The 21,357-nt window shown below is 41.2% G+C and carries 10 protein-coding genes; 9 read left to right on the top strand and 1 reads right to left on the bottom strand.

Features of this window, described 5'->3' with window-relative positions; translation table 11 throughout:
* Nucleotides 1–10: 10 nt before the first annotated feature.
* The 8 genes from LQ201_RS20700 to LQ201_RS20665 all read left to right on the top strand — a co-directional run bounded on the left by LQ201_RS20700 (nt 11) and on the right by LQ201_RS20665 (nt 17,840).
* On the top strand, nt 11–1,900 hold the full coding sequence (locus LQ201_RS20700) for a RagB/SusD family nutrient uptake outer membrane protein (protein WP_230145281.1): 1,890 nt from the start codon (nt 11–13) through the stop codon (nt 1,898–1,900).
* A gap of 34 nt (nt 1,901–1,934) precedes the next feature.
* Nucleotides 1,935–4,976 (top strand): SusC/RagA family TonB-linked outer membrane protein, encoded by a 3,042-nt coding sequence (locus LQ201_RS20695; protein WP_230145282.1) that lies wholly within the window; start codon nt 1,935–1,937, stop codon nt 4,974–4,976.
* A gap of 21 nt (nt 4,977–4,997) precedes the next feature.
* Complete coding sequence (locus tag LQ201_RS20690) at nt 4,998–6,758, top strand: RagB/SusD family nutrient uptake outer membrane protein (protein ID WP_230145283.1); 1,761 nt, start codon at nt 4,998–5,000, stop codon at nt 6,756–6,758.
* Between the two features lie 27 nt (nt 6,759–6,785).
* Entirely contained in the window at nt 6,786–7,757 is a 972-nt protein-coding gene (locus LQ201_RS20685) for a DUF5627 domain-containing protein (protein ID WP_230145284.1), read from the top strand.
* A gap of 26 nt (nt 7,758–7,783) precedes the next feature.
* Nucleotides 7,784–9,472: an endo-1,4-beta-xylanase gene (locus LQ201_RS20680; protein ID WP_230145285.1), complete on the top strand. Its 1,689-nt coding sequence runs from the start codon at nt 7,784–7,786 to the stop codon at nt 9,470–9,472.
* A gap of 508 nt (nt 9,473–9,980) precedes the next feature.
* On the top strand, nt 9,981–11,795 hold the full coding sequence (locus tag LQ201_RS20675) for a sialate O-acetylesterase (protein ID WP_230146684.1): 1,815 nt from the start codon (nt 9,981–9,983) through the stop codon (nt 11,793–11,795).
* A gap of 130 nt (nt 11,796–11,925) precedes the next feature.
* Nucleotides 11,926–16,068, top strand: a complete 4,143-nt coding sequence (locus LQ201_RS20670; protein WP_230145287.1) for a two-component regulator propeller domain-containing protein — start codon at nt 11,926–11,928, stop codon at nt 16,066–16,068.
* A gap of 116 nt (nt 16,069–16,184) precedes the next feature.
* Entirely contained in the window at nt 16,185–17,840 is a 1,656-nt protein-coding gene (locus LQ201_RS20665) for a glycoside hydrolase family 43 protein (RefSeq protein ID WP_230145288.1), read from the top strand.
* Between the two features lie 162 nt (nt 17,841–18,002).
* On the opposite strand, the gene LQ201_RS20660 is transcribed toward LQ201_RS20665, so the two are convergent.
* Nucleotides 18,003–19,370, bottom strand: coding sequence for a glycoside hydrolase family 43 protein (locus LQ201_RS20660; protein WP_230145289.1), 1,368 nt, complete (start codon nt 19,368–19,370; stop codon nt 18,003–18,005).
* A 249-nt stretch (nt 19,371–19,619) separates the two neighbouring features.
* On the opposite strand from LQ201_RS20660, the gene LQ201_RS20655 reads away from it, so the two are divergent.
* Nucleotides 19,620–21,170, top strand: coding sequence for a glycoside hydrolase 43 family protein (locus LQ201_RS20655; RefSeq protein ID WP_230145290.1), 1,551 nt, complete (start codon nt 19,620–19,622; stop codon nt 21,168–21,170).
* The last annotated feature ends 187 nt before the right edge of the window (nt 21,171–21,357 follow it).

The raw sequence follows: 21,357 nt of genomic DNA, 5'->3' as shown, positions 1-21,357 counted from the left end.
CATGATCATTATGAAAAAATATATAACACGCCTATTATTGATAGGAATGATTTGGGCGGGAACCGGCATGGTATCTTGTAAAAAATATTTAGACAGAGATCCTGAAGCAACTGTGTCAGCAGAATCTGCCTTCAAAGACTTTCGCAGTTTTCAGGGCTTTACCGAGGAGCTATATAATTGTATTCCAGATTTTACCAACCGGTACTGGACCAACAGTTTCAACTGGGGTGAAGACGAAATCCAGTCTACAGTTCAAAATTTCCACTTGGTTAACAAAATAGATAATGGCGATTTTTGGGGCTGGCAAAGAGAGTTTGATGGATGGGGAGCTGGATTTTTAGATAATGCCAACGCAAATACAAATAACGATCGTTTTACCAAGGGCCTGTATCCATTGGCCTGGTATGGCATTCGTAAAGCGAATTTAGGCCTCGAGAACCTAAGCCTGATGGTAAACGCAACTGATGAAGAACGTAACCTGATCAGAGGTCAACTATTGTTCTTTAGGGGTTGGTTCCATTTCCAGCTCATGCAATATTTTGGAGGACTGCCATACATTGATAAGGTATTGCCAGCCGATGAAGAATTGAGATTACCAAGGCTAAAGTATCAGGAATGCGCAGCAAAGGCAGCACTTGATTTAAGAGCCGCTGCCGACCTTTTGCCAATCAATTGGGACAATACAACGGCCGGGATCCAAACACTGGGTAAAAATCAGTTGCGCATCAATAAAATCATGGCGCTAGGTTATTTAGGTAAAAACTACCTGTGGGCCGCTAGTCCGTTAATGAACTTAGAATCTACAGGAAGCAAAACCTACAATGCAGAGCTGAGTAAAAAAGCGGCTGCTGCATTTGCCGAGTTATTAAAACTAACAGAAAGTGGGGCTACTCCTTATAAGTTATTGCCTTTTGCACAATACAGCACCAATTTTTACACAACCGGTCAAAATTTCTTGATTCCGGGAGGTACTGAAGCCATATTTAGAGGTCCATATTGGGGCGCACATGGTTCAACCTATGGCACTGCAAAACAATATACACCAGCAATTGTAGGTGCCGATGCACTGGTATTTGCGCCTACCGCAAATTACGTTAATTATTATGGGATGAAAAACGGTTTGCCCATTTCGAATTCTGCCCAGGCTGATCCTTCTGGCTCAGGATATGATCCGCAATTTCCTTGGCGCGATCGCGATCCGAGGTTCTATAATGATATTATATATGATGGAGTTAAAGTGGTGCAGGGAACTTTGGCAGCGAACATGGAGCCACACCGATATGCAAACCTGTTCACAAACGGAAGCTATAGAGATGAACGTTCTGGTAGCCGTACAGGGTATATGATGTTCAAATTTGTGCCCAGAACTGCCAATAACTTCGATCAGGGCTGGAATTATGGACAGAACCTGAATATTAAGGTTTCATATATGCGTTTGGCCGATGTTTACCTGATGTACGCAGAATCGGTTGCAACAGGGTACGACTCCCCAAGTGCAACCGCAGAAGGATTTAGCAAAACTGCCGTAGATGCGATCAATGTGATCCGAGATCGTGCTGGCGTTGGACGTGTTGCCGCACAGTTTTTAGTATCTACAACAGAGTTTATGAAAGAAGTAAGGCGTGAACGTGCTGTTGAACTTGCCTTTGAAGGACATCGGTTTAATGATCTTCGCCGCTGGCATTTGCTCGCCGAAGTGCCTTATACCTTAAAAACAGCCGCAGAATTTGATCGCGCTGCTCCTTTAAGCCCTACGGTCGACAGCAAATTAAACAGGGTTGTAAACTATCGTGAGCGATTAATACTACAACGTCCGTTTAGTGAAAAGCATTATTGGTTGCCACTTAAACGAGCAGATGTAAATATGTATAAGGAGTTTGCGCAAAACCCTGGATGGTAAGGTAGTTCATGATCACAAATAATTAAAGACAAGAATGATGAAATTTTTAAGAAATGCATTGGCGCTGTGTGTCTTTTTTACACTGTTTGTCGGTGTAATCAAAGGTCAGGACGCCGTTAAGATACCTATAAAAGCTGTTGTTCGGGATATCAATGGAAATCCGATAAAAGGAGCATCCATAACTATTGAAGGAAACGACGTGCTCACCATAGCAAACCAGGCTGGTGAATTCTCTTTATCGGTAGAGGAGAACAGCACATTTACGGTAAATGCCAAAGGTTATAAAACCTTGCCGGTAATCGCATTAGCCAACCTAAAGCAGGTTACCTTAATTAAAGAGGATAGACTAATAAATGTGGGTTTTAAAAATGCCACCGAAAGTAATCTTCCAGCTGGCGTTTCAAGCGTTAACCTGGCACAGCTCTTTGAGAAAAACTTTATAACTTATGGATTGGACGGGATGGAGGCTTTTGCTCCAGGCTTTAATGGCAACAACCTTTGGGGTATGAACACCTCGTTAATATTGGTCGATGGCGTTCCCAGGGATGTGAACAGTGTTACACCAAATGAAATTGAGGAGATCACTTTTCTCAAGAGCGCTTCGGCAGTTGCCCTATATGGCAGTCGCGGTGCAAAAGGAGTAATTTTGATCACCACAAAAAGGGGTACGCCAACTAAGCAAAAAATAAACGTTCGTTCCAATATCGGATTAAATACGCCAAAAAGATTTGCTCAATATCTGGGTTCTTCAGAGTACATGACTTTGTACAATGAGGCTTTATCAAATGATGGTTTGGCGGCGGCTTATACCCCGGAAACTATTTATAATCACTCTGGTGTTAATCCTTATCGTTATCCAAGTGTAGATTATTACGCTTCAGAATACCTGAAAAATAGTTTTTCACGCTATGATGGCGTGGCAGAAATTTCGGGAGGGAATGATCGTGCACGTTATTACACCAATGTTGGGTTTGCATCTACGGGTTCGCTGCTTAATTTCGGCGAAGCCAAAGAAAATAATACATCAGAACGCTTTAACATTCGGGGAAATGTTGATATGCAGTTGACCAAAGCACTAAAGGCCCGTGTAGATGCAAGCGCTGTGTTTTCTAGCAGCGGTGGAGTAAATACGAATTACTGGGCTAACGCTGCCACCCTGCGTCCTCATTTATTTACGCCCTTAATCCCAATTAATTTATTGGAACAGAGCGATGAAGTGAGCAAAGCGATGATTAAAAACGCTACAATTATTGATGGGCAATACATCCTTGGTGGTACGCAATTAGATCAAACCAATCCCTTTGCAGCCATTTATGCAAGCGGTAACAATAAATTTGTACAACGCCAGTTTCAGTTTACCACTGGTATTGATGCTGATTTGAAAGGAATTTTGAATGGACTTACCTTTAGTACCACTATGGGGGTTGATTACCTGAACAGTTATAATCAAGGTTATAGAAACGGATATGCAACTTACCAGCCCAATTGGACAACCTACTCTGGTACAACGATGATTGGAAGCTTAACGCGCTGGGGAGAAGATACTAAAACCGGAGTTCAGAACATTGCAGATAGTTATTATAGACAGACTATTTCGTTGTCTGGTCAATTTAACTACAATACTACAATTCGTAATAATCATCATATCTCTGCAGTATTGCTGGCTGCGGCATATCGTCAATCGCAATCTGAAATCTACCAGCCAACAACAAATTCTAATTTAGGATTGCAGTTAAATTATGATTTCAGCCATAAGTATTTTGCCGAAATTACCGGAGCTGTGGTACGCTCACCAAAAATGCCACCAGGAAACAGGATTGCACTTTCCCCTGCAGCATCTATTGGATGGCACCTTAGCGAAGAGCCATTTTTGAAAAAAGTTTCGTTCATCAACGATCTAACATTGACCGCATCAGCAGGTATTTTAAATACCGATCTTGACTTTGAGGAGTATTTTGCCTATGAGAGCATTTATACAGGCACAGGGGGTAACTGGTATGGTTGGAACGATGGTACAGGTACACAGTCTACAGATTCGCGCCGTGGATCCAACATGGATTTAACTTTCGCTAAAAGGAAAGAAATCAGTATCGGCATAAAAGGTGGAATGTTCAAAAATCAGTTTAATTTCGGAGCAAATGTTTTTAGAAATAACATCACCGGGATTATCGGTCAGATTAATGTTCTTTATCCAAACTATTTCACTACCGGATTTCCGAGTTCTTCTTTTGTTCCTTACAGCAATTATAATAGTGATCAGCGTACCGGTTTAGATTTTTACTTAAATTTTAACAAACGCATTGGCGCTATTGACTGGACTTTTGGAGCGTCAGGAACATATTATACCACCAAAGCAACTAAACGCGCCGATCTGTTAACTTACGAAAACAGCTATCAATACCGTGCCGGCAAACCACTTGATGCGATCTGGGGATTAAAAAGCAATGGTTTTTACATGGATGCCAGTGAAGTGGCAGCGGCCGATGGAATTAGTAGTGCAAAACCAGCATTTGGATCAGCATTGGCTCCTGGCGATATCAAATATATCGACCAGAACGGTGACAAAATCATTGATGATAAGGATCAGGTATATCTTGGTCGCGGTGGATGGTTCGGTGCTCCGTTTACAGCAGGATTGAATATAACTGCCAAATGGAAAAATCTTACCCTATTTGTTTTGGGTACAGGCCGCTTCGGTGGAAGTGCCATGAAAAGCGATAACTATTTTTGGGTTAACGGAAGCGATAAGTATTCGGCAGTGGTGCGCGACAGATGGACGCCTCAAACAAAAAATACGGCAACCTTTCCGCGGCTTACCACTTTAAATGGTGATAATAATTTCAGAGCGTCTGATTTCTGGTTGTACAGCACAGACCGGTTTGATTTATCTAAAGTTCAAATCTCCTACACAGTTTCCGATAAATTGTTTAAAAGTAAAGTGTTGAAAGAACTGGGGCTGTATGTGGCAGGATTTAATCTTTTAACAATAGCGAAGGAAAGAGAAATACTTGAACTGAGTTTAGGGGGTGCCCCACAAACAAGGTTATATAACCTGGGCGTAAAGGCAATGTTTTAATTGAATATTAGATTAGAAAAGATGAACAGAATATTAATACGATTTATAGTTGTCGTTGTGATGCTCTCGGGCTGTAAAAAGTTTACTGACCCCGCTCCACAAAATAATGGAGATTTTGAGAACATCTACACAGAACCCGCACTTGCCCATGGGTTATTGCTAAATGGTTACACAAGGCTTCCATCAAATGGCTGGTCTTTTAACGATGTAGCTACAGATGATGCAGTAAGTAATGATATCAATAACAATTTTAGGAAAATTGCCACCGGGCAATGGTCGGCTGCATTTAATCCATTAGATCAATGGACCAATGCAAGAGCAGGTATCCAATATATCAACTTATTTTTGGCAGAGACAGATAAGGTGCTTTGGGATTCTAAAGACCCGGTGTTGAGCAGGATGTTTAATGACAGGCAAAAAGGTGAAGCATATGCTTTGAGAGCCTACCTAATGTCGTATATGCTACAGGCGCACGCCGGAAAAGTAGGGGGTAATTTATATGGTTTCCCTATTGTACTCGAGCCCGAAAATCCGGCTTCTAACTTTAACCAGCCAAGAGCCACATTTGATGCCTGTATTAAACAGATTTATGGTGATTTGGACAAGGCCGAGCAATTGCTTCCTTTAGATTATGCTGATATTAATAGCACTAGCCAGATCCCGACAAAATATGCTGGAATTAATGTAGAGACCTATAACCGGGTTTTTGGTAAGTTTTTTAATCAGCGCATGACAGGTCGTATTTCCAAAGCCATTCGTGCCCGTGTAGCATTAATGGGTGCAAGTCCGGCTTTCAGCACCGGTAATTCTACCACATGGGCCGATGCCGCCACCTATGCAGCACAGGTACTTTCGCTTAATAACTGGTTAGCCAACTTAGATCCTAATGGTGTTACCTGGTATGATAACAAAGCAGAAATTGATGCATTAGCTTCAGGGGCTAGTCCAAGAGAAGTGCTTTGGCGCACAAATGTTGGATCAAATAGTGATTTAGAAGCTGCTAACTATCCACCATCCTTGTCTGGACAGGGCCGCATAAACCCAACTCAAAATCTGGTTAATGCTTTCCCGATGCAAAACGGTTATCCAATTGCCAATACGCCACAGAGCGGATACAATCCTGCCGCTCCATTTACAGGTAGAGATCCACGTTTAGCAAAATTTATAGTGTATAACGGAAATACGATCGGGCCAACAAACAAAGTAATCAATACCACAACAGATGTGGCAACGAATGATGATGGACTGAATAGAAAAGAAGTTTCTACAAGAACTGGTTACTACATGAAAAAATTGTTAAGACAGGATGTTAGTCGTACACCAACCGTAAATAATCAGAAACACTATAGGCCACATATCCGCTATACCGAAATATTCCTGATCTATGCCGAGGCAGCGAATGAGGCATGGGGACCTACAGCAAATGGTGGCAATCCCTATTCTGCTTATGATATCATTAAAGCTATTCGTGCCAGGGCCGGCGTTGGAACTGCAAATGGTGATGCCTACCTCGAATCTATTAAAACAGATAAAGATGCCATGAGAACATTGATTAGGAATGAGCGTAGGTTAGAATTGGCTTTTGAAGGATTTCGTTTCTGGGATCTTCGTAGGTGGAACGCAGCATTAACCGAACCGGTGAAAGGGGTGAGTATCTCACAAGGTATCTACCAGGAAATCAATGTAGAAGCAAGAAACTATCAGGAGTATATGAGATTTGGACCAATTCCTTACAGCGAAACGCTAAAGTATAATGCTTTGCAACAAAACACGGGATGGTAATATTCATTCACTATAACAAATAACATCATGAAAAATAAAGTATATATTTTACTTGCGCTCGTCTTAACACTTGGCGCCTGCAAAAACGAAGAATGGGCATTTCCAGACAATGATACCCAAACCGTTTATTTTGCCTATCAAGGGCCAATTCGGACCATCACCATGGGCGAAGATATTTTTGATACGTCATTGGATAACCAGCGTAAATTTCAAATTATGGGTACAGTTGGTGGTGTTTACTCAAATAAGGAAGATATTACCGTTGGCATCAGTGTGGATAACGCGCTAACCCAGGGATTATCTTTTCCATCACCCTACAGCGGTATTGTAAGGCCCATGCCGACTAATTATTATACGCTTGCGACCAACAAAATTGTCATCCCGAAAGGAAGTTTAGTAGGTGGAGTAGATGTACAGCTAACCGATGCTTTTTTCGCAGACCCATTGGCTATCAATACCGCTTATGTGATCCCTTTAACGATGACCAGTGTTGATCAGAACAAAATGATCTTGCCCGAAAAAAAATACACCTTATATGCAGTAAAGTATATCAATACATGGCAGGGTTTTTATCTCCGCAGAGGAAAGGATGTGATTGCTGGCAAAGGTGGTAACACCGCACTCAATCAAACCGTAGTTCGCCATATGAAATATGTGGAGAATGATGAAATCAACAAGTTAAACACACGTTCGCTAACCCAGGCCGAGTTTCCTGTCACATTTAAAGTAACAGGCGGAACCAGTATCAGCCGAACCTTATTGTTAACTTTTGATAATACGGGCAACTGTACAATTGCAGCTGGTGATGCCAGTTTTACGGCGAGTGGCACCGGAAAATTTGTTAAACGGGGAGAGAAAAACAGCTGGGGCAGCCAGGATCGCGATGCCCTTTATCTGAACTATCAGATCGATCTGAATGATAGAACAGTGAATAGCGTAGATACCCTGGTAATGCGCGACCGTGGCGTGAAAGCCGAAACATTTACGCCGGTCAAATAATTAATATTAATCTAACAATCGAGAAAATGAAACGATTATACAAAATAGCATTTGGTCTTTCCTGGGCAATGTTGCTTGCTTCCTGCCACAAATATGAGGCACTCGAATTTCAGGTGGCCAAGCCAACAAGCTTTGTGGCCCAAGAGCAGATCGATGCCTATCAGCCATTAAAAACCTATATTGATAGAACGGCAAATCCTAAATTTAAATTTGGTGCCGGAGCCAGTCTGCAACCTTATCTCTCCAAAGGCGTAATTTACAGGCTCATTAACAGCAATTTTGATGAAATTACACTAGGTTATGAGATGAAACACGGTGCCGTTGTACAGGCTGACGGAAGTTTGGCCTTAACCAATGTGAAAAACCTGTTGGAAACAGCATCTAAAGCTGGCATCACCGTGTTTGGGCATACCCTGGCCTGGCATGCCAATCAAAATGCAACTTACCTAAAAGGACTGATTGCCCCAGTTGTAACTCCATCAAACGGAAGCCCAACATGGGATTTGGTAACAGGCGCTGATTTTGAAACCGATAATGCTGCAAATTATCAAACCAATACCAATGCAGTAGCCTCATTTACAGCCGTAGGTCAGGGAGCAAATGGTATAGGTAGGGCATTGAAAATAAGTAATGCAAGCGTTCGGGCTAACGATTATGACGCACAGTTATTTGTAAAATTCTCCCCAGCTATGCAGCTCAACGAAATATATGAGCTAAAAATGGATGTACGCTCCGATGTGGCAGCATCTTATCCTACACAAGCACATAGTACCCCTGGGTCTTACTTATGGCATGATTTTTTTGGTACAATTTCCTCAACAACAACATGGACAACCTATACCAAACAGATTACCATTACTCAAAAAGACTTGGCAAACACTGGTACAATTGCTTTTAATCTGGGTAAAACAGCAACAAATTTTTATTTCGATAACATCACGCTTAAAAAATACAATCCGCTTGGCGGCACTACAATTGTAGAAAAAACTGCCGAGCAGAAAAAGACCATTTTAACCACGGCATTAGATACCTGGATTAAAGGTATAGTTACCGCTTCAAAAGATTATGTTAAAGCTTGGGATGTGGTAAACGAGCCGATGGACGATGCAAAGCCAGCTGAGCTTAAAACTGCAGCGGGTAGAACTTCCATTGCGGCTGATGAATTCTTTTGGCAAGATTACCTGGGTAAGGATTATGCGCTAAAGGCATTTCAATTGGCCAGGCAGTATGGTAATGCGACTGATATCCATTTTATTAATGATTATAACCTCGAATATAGCATCGATAAATGCAAAGGATTAATTGATTACGTAAAGTATTTAGAAGGCAAAGGCGCAAAAATAGATGGTATTGGTACCCAAATGCACATTGTAGCTACTTCTGATAAAGCCAAGATTGAAGAAATGTTCAAATTATTGGCCGCAACCGGTAAACTGATCAAAATATCAGAATTGGATATGGGTTTTGCAGGAAATATAAAAACTGCACAGGCAACAGCCGAGCAATATGCAGCTCAAGCTGAGATGTACAAATATGTAATCAAGAAATACTTTGAGCTTATTCCGGCCGCTCAGCGATATGGAATTACCATATGGGCACCTCAGGATAGTCCAGCTACTTCAAGTTGGAGAGCAGGGGAGCCAATTGGCTTGTGGACAGAAGGTTTTGTTCGAAAACCTGCCTATGTTGGCACAGCCGAGGGCTTAAAAAAATAAATAAATTTACCACGCGCTTAAAGCCAGGAACAACGTTAACCGTTTTCCTGGCTTTTTTATTGGAAATTACCAATGAGGTTGACTCAAATCTAATTGCAGTTTATGCTGTCTCTTCCACCCGCATAATTTACCGTTTCATTTTCTCGGACGCCATTTACCAGCCAGATTATAACAAATTTAATATAGTTATGCAACCGATTGTTTTTTTCGAAAGTAAATGATATATTCGGGTAGAAATTACTCAGGTACGAGCTTTACATGAGCGTAATTTTTTTAAAAGAAAATAACCAAATATTAACAATTAAACGATGTATTTCTGTTATGAAACTGGGGGAAGGATTGTAAACGTCCACATTTCCCCGAAAATTATCCATTGCAATATTTTCCAGACTTTATAAGCATGACCGTAAAATCTTATCTTCCGCTTTGCGCTTTGCTCGTTACAGTTTTGTTCACAAACCTAAAGTCAAAAGCTGAGGTAAAACTTCCACAGCTAATCAGTAATCGAATGGTGCTACAACGAAATACCGATTTAAAGATCTGGGGTTGGGCCAATGCAAATGAGAAAGTAAAACTTTCTTTTAACAATAGAAAGTTTGAGACAATTACCGACAGCGATGGGAAGTGGTTGATTATGCTTCCCAAAATGAAAGCCGGAGGACCATATACCATGACTATTGAAGGACGGAATTTGATTACATTAACCGATATTTTAATTGGAGACGTATATTTTTGTGCCGGTCAATCTAACATGGTGTTAGCAATGGAAAGGCTGAAGGAAAATTATCCAGAAGAAGTTAAGAACGACAATTTTCCCCAGATCAGGAATTTCTTTGTACCCACAAAAGCTGATGTATCCAAAGAATCACTGGATCTACCAAAAGGAGAGTGGAAGTTGGCATCAGGTAAAGAATTGCTTGAGTTTGGAGGAGTTACTTATTTCTTTGCAAAAAAACTCTATCAAAAATACAAAATTCCCATTGGGATTATTAATTCCAGTGTGGGTGGAACGCCAATAGAGGCCTGGATGAGTATGGATGCATTTAAGGATTTCCCTGCAACTGAAGCCCAGATCAAAAACTTTAGGGATACCATTTATATGAACAACCTAAAAAAACAGGTGTTACCTATGCCAGTTAAAACTTTGCAATTGTCCTATGTGCCAAAAACATGGCATAAGTTCTGGATGCCGGGCTATTGGGCAGACCAAGGTGTGAGAAACCTGAATGGCATCCTGTACTTTAAAAAGGAAATTGATGTTCCTGCGGGGATGACAGGTGTGCAGGCAAAACTTTTTATGGGGCGTATTATCGATGCCGATTCCACTTTCGTAAATGGCGTTTTTGTAGGTAATATCACTTATCAGTATCCTCCAAGAAGATACAATGTGCCAGCTAACCTGTTAAAACCAGGTAAAAATACCATTTTAGTAAAAGTAACAAATACAACGGGCAAAGGTGGCTTTGTGCCTGATAAAAATTATTCATTACAGGCCAACGGACAAATAATTGACTTAAGGGGCGAATGGGATTACCAGGTGAACCAGGTATTTCCTAAACCAAGCTATTCCCCGTCAGGGCAACAAATTATCCAGCCAATTGTGGCGCAAAGTTCTCCCACTGGACTTTACAATACCATGGTTGCACCTGCAATCAATTATAGTATAAGTGGCTTTTTATGGTACCAGGGTGAAACAAATGCAGGCAAGCCAAGAGAATACGCCAAGCTGCTACCCGCACTAATTAACGATTGGAGAAATAAATGGGGCTTAGGCAATATTCCGTTTTTATTTGCACAACTACCCAATTATATGGAGGTTGATTATGTTCCCGTTGAGAGCGACTGGGCACAACTTCGGGAGAGCCAGCTCCAAACCTTAAAAGTACCAAATACAGGAATGTCTGTTGGGCTTGGTGCCGGCGAATGGAACGATATTCATCCCCTGAACAAAAAAACAATTGGCGAGCGTTTGGCTTTGTGGGCCCAAAAGCTGATTTATGGTGAAAAAAACATCGTTTACTCAGGTCCGATCTACAGATCAGCAACAGTACAAGGCAATAAGGTGATTTTGAATTTTGATCATATGGGAAGTGGACTAATTGCAAAAGGTGAACCCGAACTTTACCATTTTGCCATTGCAGGTGCCGATAAAAAATATATTTGGGCCAAAGCTAAAATTGAAGGTAACACCGTAATTGTTTGGAACGATAGCATTTCCAGCCCTGTTGCTGTTCGATACGCTTGGGCGGATAATCCCGACGGTGCAAATTTATATAACGCAGAAGGCTTGCCGGCATCTCCGTTCGAGGCTGAAATAAAATAGTTTAAATTAGGGGTGTTAACTATATTTACGCACAAAGCAAATATAAATCCAAAGTGTACCAAAGGCGAGCGAAGCAAGCCCTGCACTAGTACAATCACAATCCAGATCGCTAAAGCGTGAATCTATTGTTATGATGTTAAAACGAGTATCAGGTATAAGCGCAATGTCACTTCTAGTGATATTGTTATTAACGTACACTATTGTCAAGGGGCAAAGTAACCCCAATTTCATTACCCTTAATACTAAAAATGGCCTTTCTTCAAATACTGTAAATACGATCCTGCAAGATCATAATGGCCTTGTATGGTTTGGTACAAGCGATGGACTGAATAAGTTCGATGGTACCAATTTTACCGTTTATACCACTAAAAGTGGCGACAGCACGAGCATTCCGTCTAACAATATCTCGGCACTTTTAGAAGACAGGAGTGGAAGACTTTGGGTGGGCACAAACGGAGGGGGCCTGGCTTACTATGATGCTAAGAAAAATACATTTAAATCATTTGTAGGTGAAGGTATCCCGAATCGCAACGTCCCATTTAATGTATTAACACTTTACGAAGATAGAACCGGAAATATCTGGGTAGGTACTTTTGGCGGCTACCGGGTGATCAATACCAAAACGTTTAAGGTAAAAAATGTAGGTATCGGTGCATTGATGGGCAACGGTTCCAGTGTGCTTTCTTTTCTTCAAGGTAGTGGCAATAAGATATGGATAGGCACCAATTTAGGACTTTTGGCGCTTAATTTAACCACTGGTGCCACTGAGAAATTTACCCATCATCCCAATGACCGTTCAGGCCTTACTGATAATTTCATTAAAACCATTGTAAAGGATGAAAAAGGGCGGATATTTTTTGGTACCTACAATGGCCTTAATATGTTGCTGGATGATGAAAAGCATTTCAAATCCTTTTTGCAATCGGGTGATAAGCTGTTTTCAAACGATATTATTTATGCTGCCAGATTGGAAAAAGGAGGTAAATTGTGGTTAGGAACCGAGGATGGGGTAACTATTTTCGATACCGCCACCGAGGTTTTCTCAAATATTCGTCCCAACAAACGCGAAACCTTTGGCCTTAGTCATAAGTCGGTTAGAAGCATTTGTATGGCCAATAATGGTATTATTTGGCTTGGTACGTACCAAGGTGGCGTTAATAAATTCGATCCAAATTTAGCACTGTTTAACCTCAAGCGTAGTAGTCCATTTGATCCTAAAGGACTTTCATCACCCATTGTCACTTCCTTTGCCGAATTATCAAAACGAAAAATCTTTGTGGGCACGGATGGCGGAGGACTACATTTTTTCGATCGGGACAAAGGCGTGTTCGAGCATATCGACATGAAAAGCAAAATTGATTTTTCCCGAAATCCATTGGCCATCCTTACGCTAATGCTCGATTCAAGGGGCACGCTTTGGGTGGGCACATACCAGCATGGCTTATTTGCCTATAATCCCAAAACTAAAACTTACAAACAATATCTGGCCGGATCATCGGCAACTGATCTTAGCCAAAACGAAATTTTCGCTATTAAAGAAGATAGCAAGGGTTTGATATGGATTGGTACAAACGGAACCGGAGTGAATGTATTTGATTATAAGACGAATTCATTTACCAGGTATGGCACTCAGTCCTCGCCACCTATGGTGCTCCCTAGCAATGGTTTTATACGTGCAATTGTCGAAGATCCTTACGGAAATATGTGGATATCATCCAGCGGAACGGGAATAGCCGTATTTCAACGCAACAACGGGAAATTTAAAGTATACCGAAAAGCAAATAGCGGTCTTTCTAATGATGTGGTATTGAGTTTGTTATGTGATAGTAGCGGGGATATATGGGCCGGAACTGATGGTGCGGGGCTCGATCTTTTCAATCGCCGTACCGGAAAATTTACCAATTTTAACGAAACAAACGGATTGCCTAATGCTATTGTTTACAGCATATTGGAAGGCAGAGACGGACTGATTTGGTTCAGTACCGATAATGGCATCAGTTGTCTTGATCCAGAAACAAAAAAAATAAAAAACTTTGGGCGTCCTAATGGGGTTCAGGACAGCCCTTTTATATTGGGTTCGGGAATCAGCACTTCAGATGGCGAGCTTTATTTTGGCGGGCAAGACGGTTTCAACTATTTTAATCCGCTTGAACTGCCCTCCAATAATGTGGTTCCAAATGTATTGCTTACCGAGCTAAAGGTAGCCAATGCTGTTGTACTTCCTGGCGAAAAATCACCTATTGATGAGCAGATTGGTTTTGCGAAAAAAATTAAACTGAGTTATGGGCAAAATTTCTCCATTAGTTATGTAGCGTTAAATTATACAGCGCCGCAACAAAACCACTATTCCTATCGCCTTGTTGGTTTAGATGATGGCTGGAACGAAGTTGGTAAAGAGAAAACAGCATATTATACAAATTTGGATCCCGGAGATTATATTTTTCAGGTAAGAGCAAGTAACAACGACGGCGTTTGGAGCGATAAAATCACTTCAATTTCTGTTCATATACAACCGCCCTTCTGGAGAACCATTTATGCTTATGTTTTTTATGTAATCTTAATTGGTACAATCCTGTTTGCCATCAGGCGACGGGGAATTCAGCGCATCAAACAGCAACTTGCTATTGAACAAGCCCAGATCAATGCTGAACAAAGGATCCTACAGCAGCGAAAGGATGCCGAACGTGCCCATGCATTGGATATACAAAAGATTAAATTCCTCACCAATTTAAGCCATGAGTTTAGAACACCAATTTCATTGATTTTGGCACCCGTTGATAAGTTGCTTGCTGTTAAACAGGAATCTGCTGTAGCCGGTCAGGTAAAGATGATCCGTAGAAACGCACGGAGACTATTAAATCTGGTCAATCAACTGCTCGATTTTAGAAAAATGGAAGAACAGGAACTGAAGTTGAACCTAAACGAGGCCGATCTCATTACTTTTATCAGTGAAGCTGCAGAAGCATTCCAGGACCTTTCCGAGCGTAAGAAAATTTCACTTCGCATTAACAGCGATATTAAAAACCTGAAAACGCACTTTGATCAGGATAAAATGGAAAGGATTATATTTAACCTGCTTTCTAACGCATTTAAATTTACAAAAGAAGGTGGCGAAGTATCTCTTAACATGTTCATAAGAGCCGCTGCCGATGAGGCTAAGCCTGTATTTTGTATTGAGGTTTCAGACACCGGGATAGGCATTGCACATCAAAGTAAAGACAGGGTGTTCGATCGTTTTTTTATGGATAATAATGTGAGTTCTATCTTAAATCAAGGCAGTGGAATTGGGTTGTCAATTGTAAAAGAGTTTGTAGAACTGCACGGCGGACAGATTACTGTAGAGAGTGAACTTGGAAAAGGAACATCATTTTTGGTTTTGATTCCAGTTGACATAATGGCTGAAGAAGATGATCAAGAGCTTGATGATACAGCCTATAGTTTTACGAACGAAGAACAGGATGAATCCGTTACTGAACCAGCAACTAATGAGGTCAAGATGCCCACAATCCTTTTGGTTGAAGACAATGAGGAATTTAGATTTTACCTAAAAGATAGCCTGCAGCCTTTTTATCATATTATAGAAGCGTCAAATGGTAAAGAAGGTTGGCAGAAAACACTTTCCGGACACCCACAATTAGTTGTTACCGACATCAGTATGCCGGAAATGAATGGCATTGAGCTAAGCCAGAAAATAAAGGCAGACAAAAGAACAAGTCATATCCCGGTGATCCTGTTAACCGCAATCAGTGGAGAAGAAGACCAGGTTAAAGGCCTGAAATCCGGTGCCAATGACTACCTCACCAAGCCTTTTAATTTTGATATTCTCCATGCGAAAATCGACAACTTATTGTTGTTTAATCGCTCGGTAAAAAATGCGTATTCTAAACAGGTGCAGGTACAGGCTAAAGAAATCGAAATTGAGTCTAGTGAAGTTAAGTTGTTGAATAAAATCGTCCAGTATATCGATGAAAAGCTTAATAATCCAGAACTCTCAGTAGAGGAACTAAGCAGGCATGTGGGCATGAGCCGAGGTTCCCTTTACCACAAACTGCTCGAAATTACCGGTTTAACACCAATCGAATACATTCGATCCGTAAAACTGGAAAGGGCAGTAGAATTATTGGAGAAAAGTGATTACAACGTTGCCCAAATCGCATATATGACTGGTTTTGGTACACCAAGCTATTTTTCGAAGCTTTTTAAAGCCCAGTTTAATATGCTTCCATCCGAATATATCAATGTAAAACGAAAAGATAAACGCGTGAAGCTTTAAAATCGATCTCAATGCATTTCTGTTTAAAAACAAACATCTGGAGCTTTCTTTTGAACAAATGGCTCATGCCAGTAAGGCCATAGATGTTAGTTTTGAGCATAACCAACGTGCACTTTATGAAAAAACTTCTTCTATTGATCGCCTTTCTTTATACTGGCTATTCGTATGGACAAATTAAATTTACAAACCCGATTATGGCAGGGTTTTATCCTGATCCTAGTGTTACCAAAGTGGGAAGCGATTATTACCTTGTTAATTCAACCTTCGCTTACTTTCCAGGGGTTCCGGTGTTCCATAGCAAAGATTTAAAAAATTGGAAGCAGATCGGCAATGTGATCGACCGCCCATCACAAATGACTTTTTTCGGTGATCGTACCTCGAGAGGGCTTTTTGCACCTTCAATCAATTATCATAAAGGAACATTTTACATGACGTGTACCAATATCGATAAGCGCGGAAATTTTGTAATGACATCAAAAAAACCTGAAGGACCATGGAGTGATCCAGTTTGGTTACCGCAAGTGAGAGGGATTGACCCCTCACTGTTTTTTGATCAGGACAAAGCCTACATCGTTTATAACAGCGATGCGCCGGATAATAAGCCCCTATATCCAGGGCACCGAACCATCCGTACTTTTCAGTTCGATCCAGTAGGCCTAAAAGTAGTGGGTGAAGAAGTTCAGCTGGTAAATGGTGGGGTAGACATCAGCAAAAAACCGGTCTGGATTGAAGGACCGCATATTTTTAAACGCGGCGATTGGTATTATCTCTGTGCTGCCGAAGGAGGTACTTCCGTTAATCACTCACAGGTAATTTTAAGAAGTAAGCAAGCCACCGGACCTTATGTCCCTTATGAGAAAAACCCGATATTGACACAACGCGATTTAGATCCAAACCGTAAAGACCCGATTACTTCTACTGGTCATGCAGAATTGGTTGATGGTCCAGATGGGAAAACTTATGCCATTTTTCTGGCTGTAAGGCCTTATGAAGGCAATCATTATAATACTGGGAGGGAAACATTTATCGCACCGGTTAAATGGGTAGATGGTTGGCCAATCATTAATCCAGATCAAAAAGAAGTTCAATATAGTTATACTGCTGATTTTAAGGAGGTAAAACAGATTGCCCCGCCACAAAGTGGAAACTTTGCCTACAGAACTACCTTTGATAAAAAACTTGATCAATCGTTATTGTTTCTAAGAACCAATGATACCAGCTGGTATAAGTTAGATAAAGAAAATGGCTTAACAATGAGGTTATTGCCAGAAACGTGTATGGGGCTAGGAAATCCGGCATTTATCGGCAAAAGACAGCAGCATTTAACTGGTAGCGCTTCAACTGAGATGACCTTTACCGCATCGCAACCAAATGAAAAAGCAGGAATGCTTATCTTTCAAGGTGAATATAATTTTTATTACATCTGCAAATCAATAAAAGATGGCAAGCAGGTCGTTCAGCTTTACAAAGGAAACCGAAGCACTAAAGGTATGGACTTGATTATTGAAACTCCGGTAAAAGCTAAAACCCTGCAGTTTAAAATAGAAGCTGATCGAGGGCTTTACAATTTTCTCTATGCTGAAAGTCCGGGCAAATGGAAAATATTAAAGGATAAAGTGGACGGAAAGTTTTTGAGTACTGAAACCGCAGGAGGTTTTGTTGGCTCACTTTATGCGCTTTATGGTACTTCATCAGGAGAAAACACTAAAAGTACAGCTTCTTTTAAATGGTTAGATTATAGCGGTAATGATGCCATTTACAAGCAAAAATAAATAATGCAGTTTTCTGTTGATTTTATTGCCTGAAGCATATTGAAAAATAATTGATATTACTTCCGTTATCTGTGAAAAAGTTCTTCCAGGTTAATTAGTTATAAAAAAACCTCGCAGGTGCAATACCTGCGAGGTTTTTTTGTTTAAACATAGGGTGGAATTCTATTTCGCCGAAAATGTCCAAAAATCAATATTTACTTCTGGTTTTTCTGCGCCTTTAATGGTTATAAAAAGATCTTGTTTTCCTGTCGCGCCATTAACTTTGCAACTTACTTCTTTCCAGGCCTGCGCATCACCGGTGTTTGGTACGGCCAGTGTTCCGATTACTTTTCCGTCAGGGCTGCCTAAACGGAGTTCAATTTTATTGTCCTTCCCAATACTTGCTACAGAAGCTGAAAACTTTTTTGCTCCTTTGCCGAAGTCTACGCCCCTAACTTTTATCCAGTCTCCGTTTTTAACATGCGTAACATTTAAACCACCTTTGCTGCATGTTTCAGTTTTAACACCTTGTTGGTCACTCATCGTTTCGGCCTCCACACGCATGTAGGGATTTAATCCTTCCACCTGTGGCACTCCATCTGCCGTGTAGGTTACCTGTTCTATACTGCCATCGGCTTTGTAATTTAGCACCTCGACAGCCAGATTTCTTTTAAACTCTGTGGGGATTCCCAATTTGTATGCTACAGCCCTGTTGTGGTAGGCGTGGTACCATTGCCCTTTAAATTCGAAAATTCCCTGATGGTTGTTGTTATTGTTTTTTGGCGGTTGCGCGGCAACAATTCCTCCATAAGTAAATCCAGTTGTGGGGCTTTTACTCATCATATAGTCGATGCGCATCTGCGCTTTCGGGTTGGTTGAGTAGGAGAAATAATAAATCCCATTTCTTTTATGCATCCATGAAGCCTCAAAAAATGCAGGAGCAGTAATAGATGTTGCAGGACCATCTACGCTGATCATATCCCGGTTAAGTTTAATTACCCGAACATTGCTCTCGCCGTTACCGCCAAAGTACATATAGGCCTGGCCATCATCATCAATAAAGGTCATTGGATCGAATAACCACATGTTTGGCGCAGGAAGTACACCTGGCGTTTCGGTTTCAACGAGTTTTTTTTCAATGGGATCTTTAAATGGCCCTATCGGACTGCTTGAAGTTGCTACGCCAATGCCATTGCCACCATTTCCGAAGTATAGAAAAATTTTGCCATCGCGGGCAATTGCTGCCGGAGCCCAGGTTCTGCCTGCCCAGGCAACATCTCTCGGTGCTTCAAATACCACACCATGGTCTGTCCAGTTTTTCATGTCGCTGCTCGAAATGCAAACGATCGATTTCATTTTGTATCCGCTATTTTTATCGTAGGAGTTCTCATCGTCGTTAGATGCGTAGAGATAAACTCTTCCGTTGTAAACAAGGGTGCCAGGGTCTGCCAAATGACGGTAACCGACTATAACATCATCGGCGGAGCTGATTTGAGCGGTTGTAAGAAGAAACAGAAAAGCGCAGAAGGCTAAGATGGATTTAAGGTTCATAAAAGATAAATTTGGTTAATTTCAATCAATGCCGCTAAATTATTGAGAACCTTAGTCAGCAACTACTTTATTTCGTCAATTTTACTAGCACATTTGGTTAGTTTGCCTGTTTTTCCGTAACGGGATTGATTGAATTAAAAACATTTGTAACATAGATTTGAACAAAGCGGTTCGTTGATCTACACATTTCTGAATAGCTTTGAATACCAAATATAAACGCAGCGCAAGTTGAAAAGCTGACTAACCTGTATGAAGAACCTTAAATTATTTACATTATTACTCTTTTTTGTGCTAAATACAGCTAATGTTGAGGCACAAAAAGCAACAAATCCGCTCATTTTTGCCGATGTACCCGACCTTTCGATGATCAGAGTAGGGAAAATGTATTACATGAGCAGCACTACGATGCACATGAATCCCGGTGTGCCCATCATGAAATCAACCGATCTGGTAAACTGGAAAATTGTAAGCTACGCTTACGATACCCTCGGAAATGCTGACGAATTAACTTTATCCAATGGAAAATGGGATTATGGTCGGGGATCGTGGGCAAGTAGCCTTCGTTTTCATCAGGGCATTTATTATGTAAGCACTTTTTCTGGTACCACAGGCAAAACGTATATCTACAGTACAAAAGATATCGAAAAAGGCCCGTGGAAACTTATGTCATTTAAACCTTCGCTCCATGATCACTCTCTGTTTTTTGAGGATGGAAAAGCTTACATGGTATACGGTACCGGCAAAATTACTTTGGTGGAATTAAAGGAAGATTTATCTGGAATAAAACCTGACACGAAACCCTTAACGATTATCGAAAACGCAAGCCTTCCCACGGGTACGGGTGCCGGATTACCAGCTGAGGGTTCCCAACTGTTTAAAATTAATGGCAAATACTATCTTTTTAACATTACCTGGCCACGAAATGGAATGCGTACGGTTGTGGTACACCGTTCCGACAAACTTACGGGGCCATATGAAGGGCGGGTGGCACTTAAAGATAAGGGTGTTGCGCAAGGCGGTTTAATCAGTACGCCAGAAGGAAAATGGTTTTCTTATCTTTTTAGAGATTTTGGATCCGTTGGCCGCATTCCATATTTAGTCCCGGTTACCTGGGAAGATGGCTGGCCGGTGTTGGGTGTTGATGGTAAAGTCCCAGAAACACTGGAACTTCCGGTTAGTAAGGGCCTAATTCCCGGCATTGTGGCATCAGATGAGTTTATCCGCAAAAAAGGCGAGCCCGCGCTTCCACTGGTATGGCAATGGAACCACAATCCAGAACATGCATTTTGGTCGATAACCAAACGCCCAGGATTTTTACGGATTACCACCTCCAGATTGGATACCAATATTCTTCTGGCCCGCAATACATTAACCCAGCGTACCATCGGGCCCGTATCAACCGCAATCACTTCAATTGATATTTCCAATATGAAAGCCGGAGACCAGGCTGGACTGATGTTGCTCCAACGCAAATTTGGTTGGGTTGGCATAAAACATACAGGGTCAAAGAAAACGGTGGTAACGGTAAGCGCCCAAAGTGGCACTGTAAATGGCGAAGATGTTCCAGCCGGACAGCAAACCATTTATCTCAAAGCAAGGTGTGATTTTGAGAACCGAACAGATAAAGGCTATTTTTTTTACAGCTTTGATGGCAAAACCTGGAAACCAATAGGAGAGCCGCTGCAAATGTCGTATACGCTTCCCCATTTTATAGGCTACCGTTTCGGATTGTTTAATTACGCAACTGAAAATGCTGGAGGATATGTTGACTTCGACTATTTTAGGATTGAAGCAAAATAGAATAGCTTCCTGCCTAATCTTATCCAAGGGATAAATCGTAAAAAGATGTTACCCTGAGGGGTAATTTTTGTATAAAATCAATATAAACGACAGGGGAATTTTAAAGATTAATCTCCTCAGATTATCGTCATTGCGAGGAACGAAGCAATCTTACAACGATCGCTACTAGCGCGCGCATTAAGATTGC

It is taken from the genome of Pedobacter sp. Bi126 (genome assembly GCF_918698245.1).
Lineage (GTDB): Bacteria > Bacteroidota > Bacteroidia > Sphingobacteriales > Sphingobacteriaceae > Pedobacter.
Note: the sequence above shows the minus strand (reverse complement) of the source record. Positions and strands in the feature narration are given on the sequence as shown.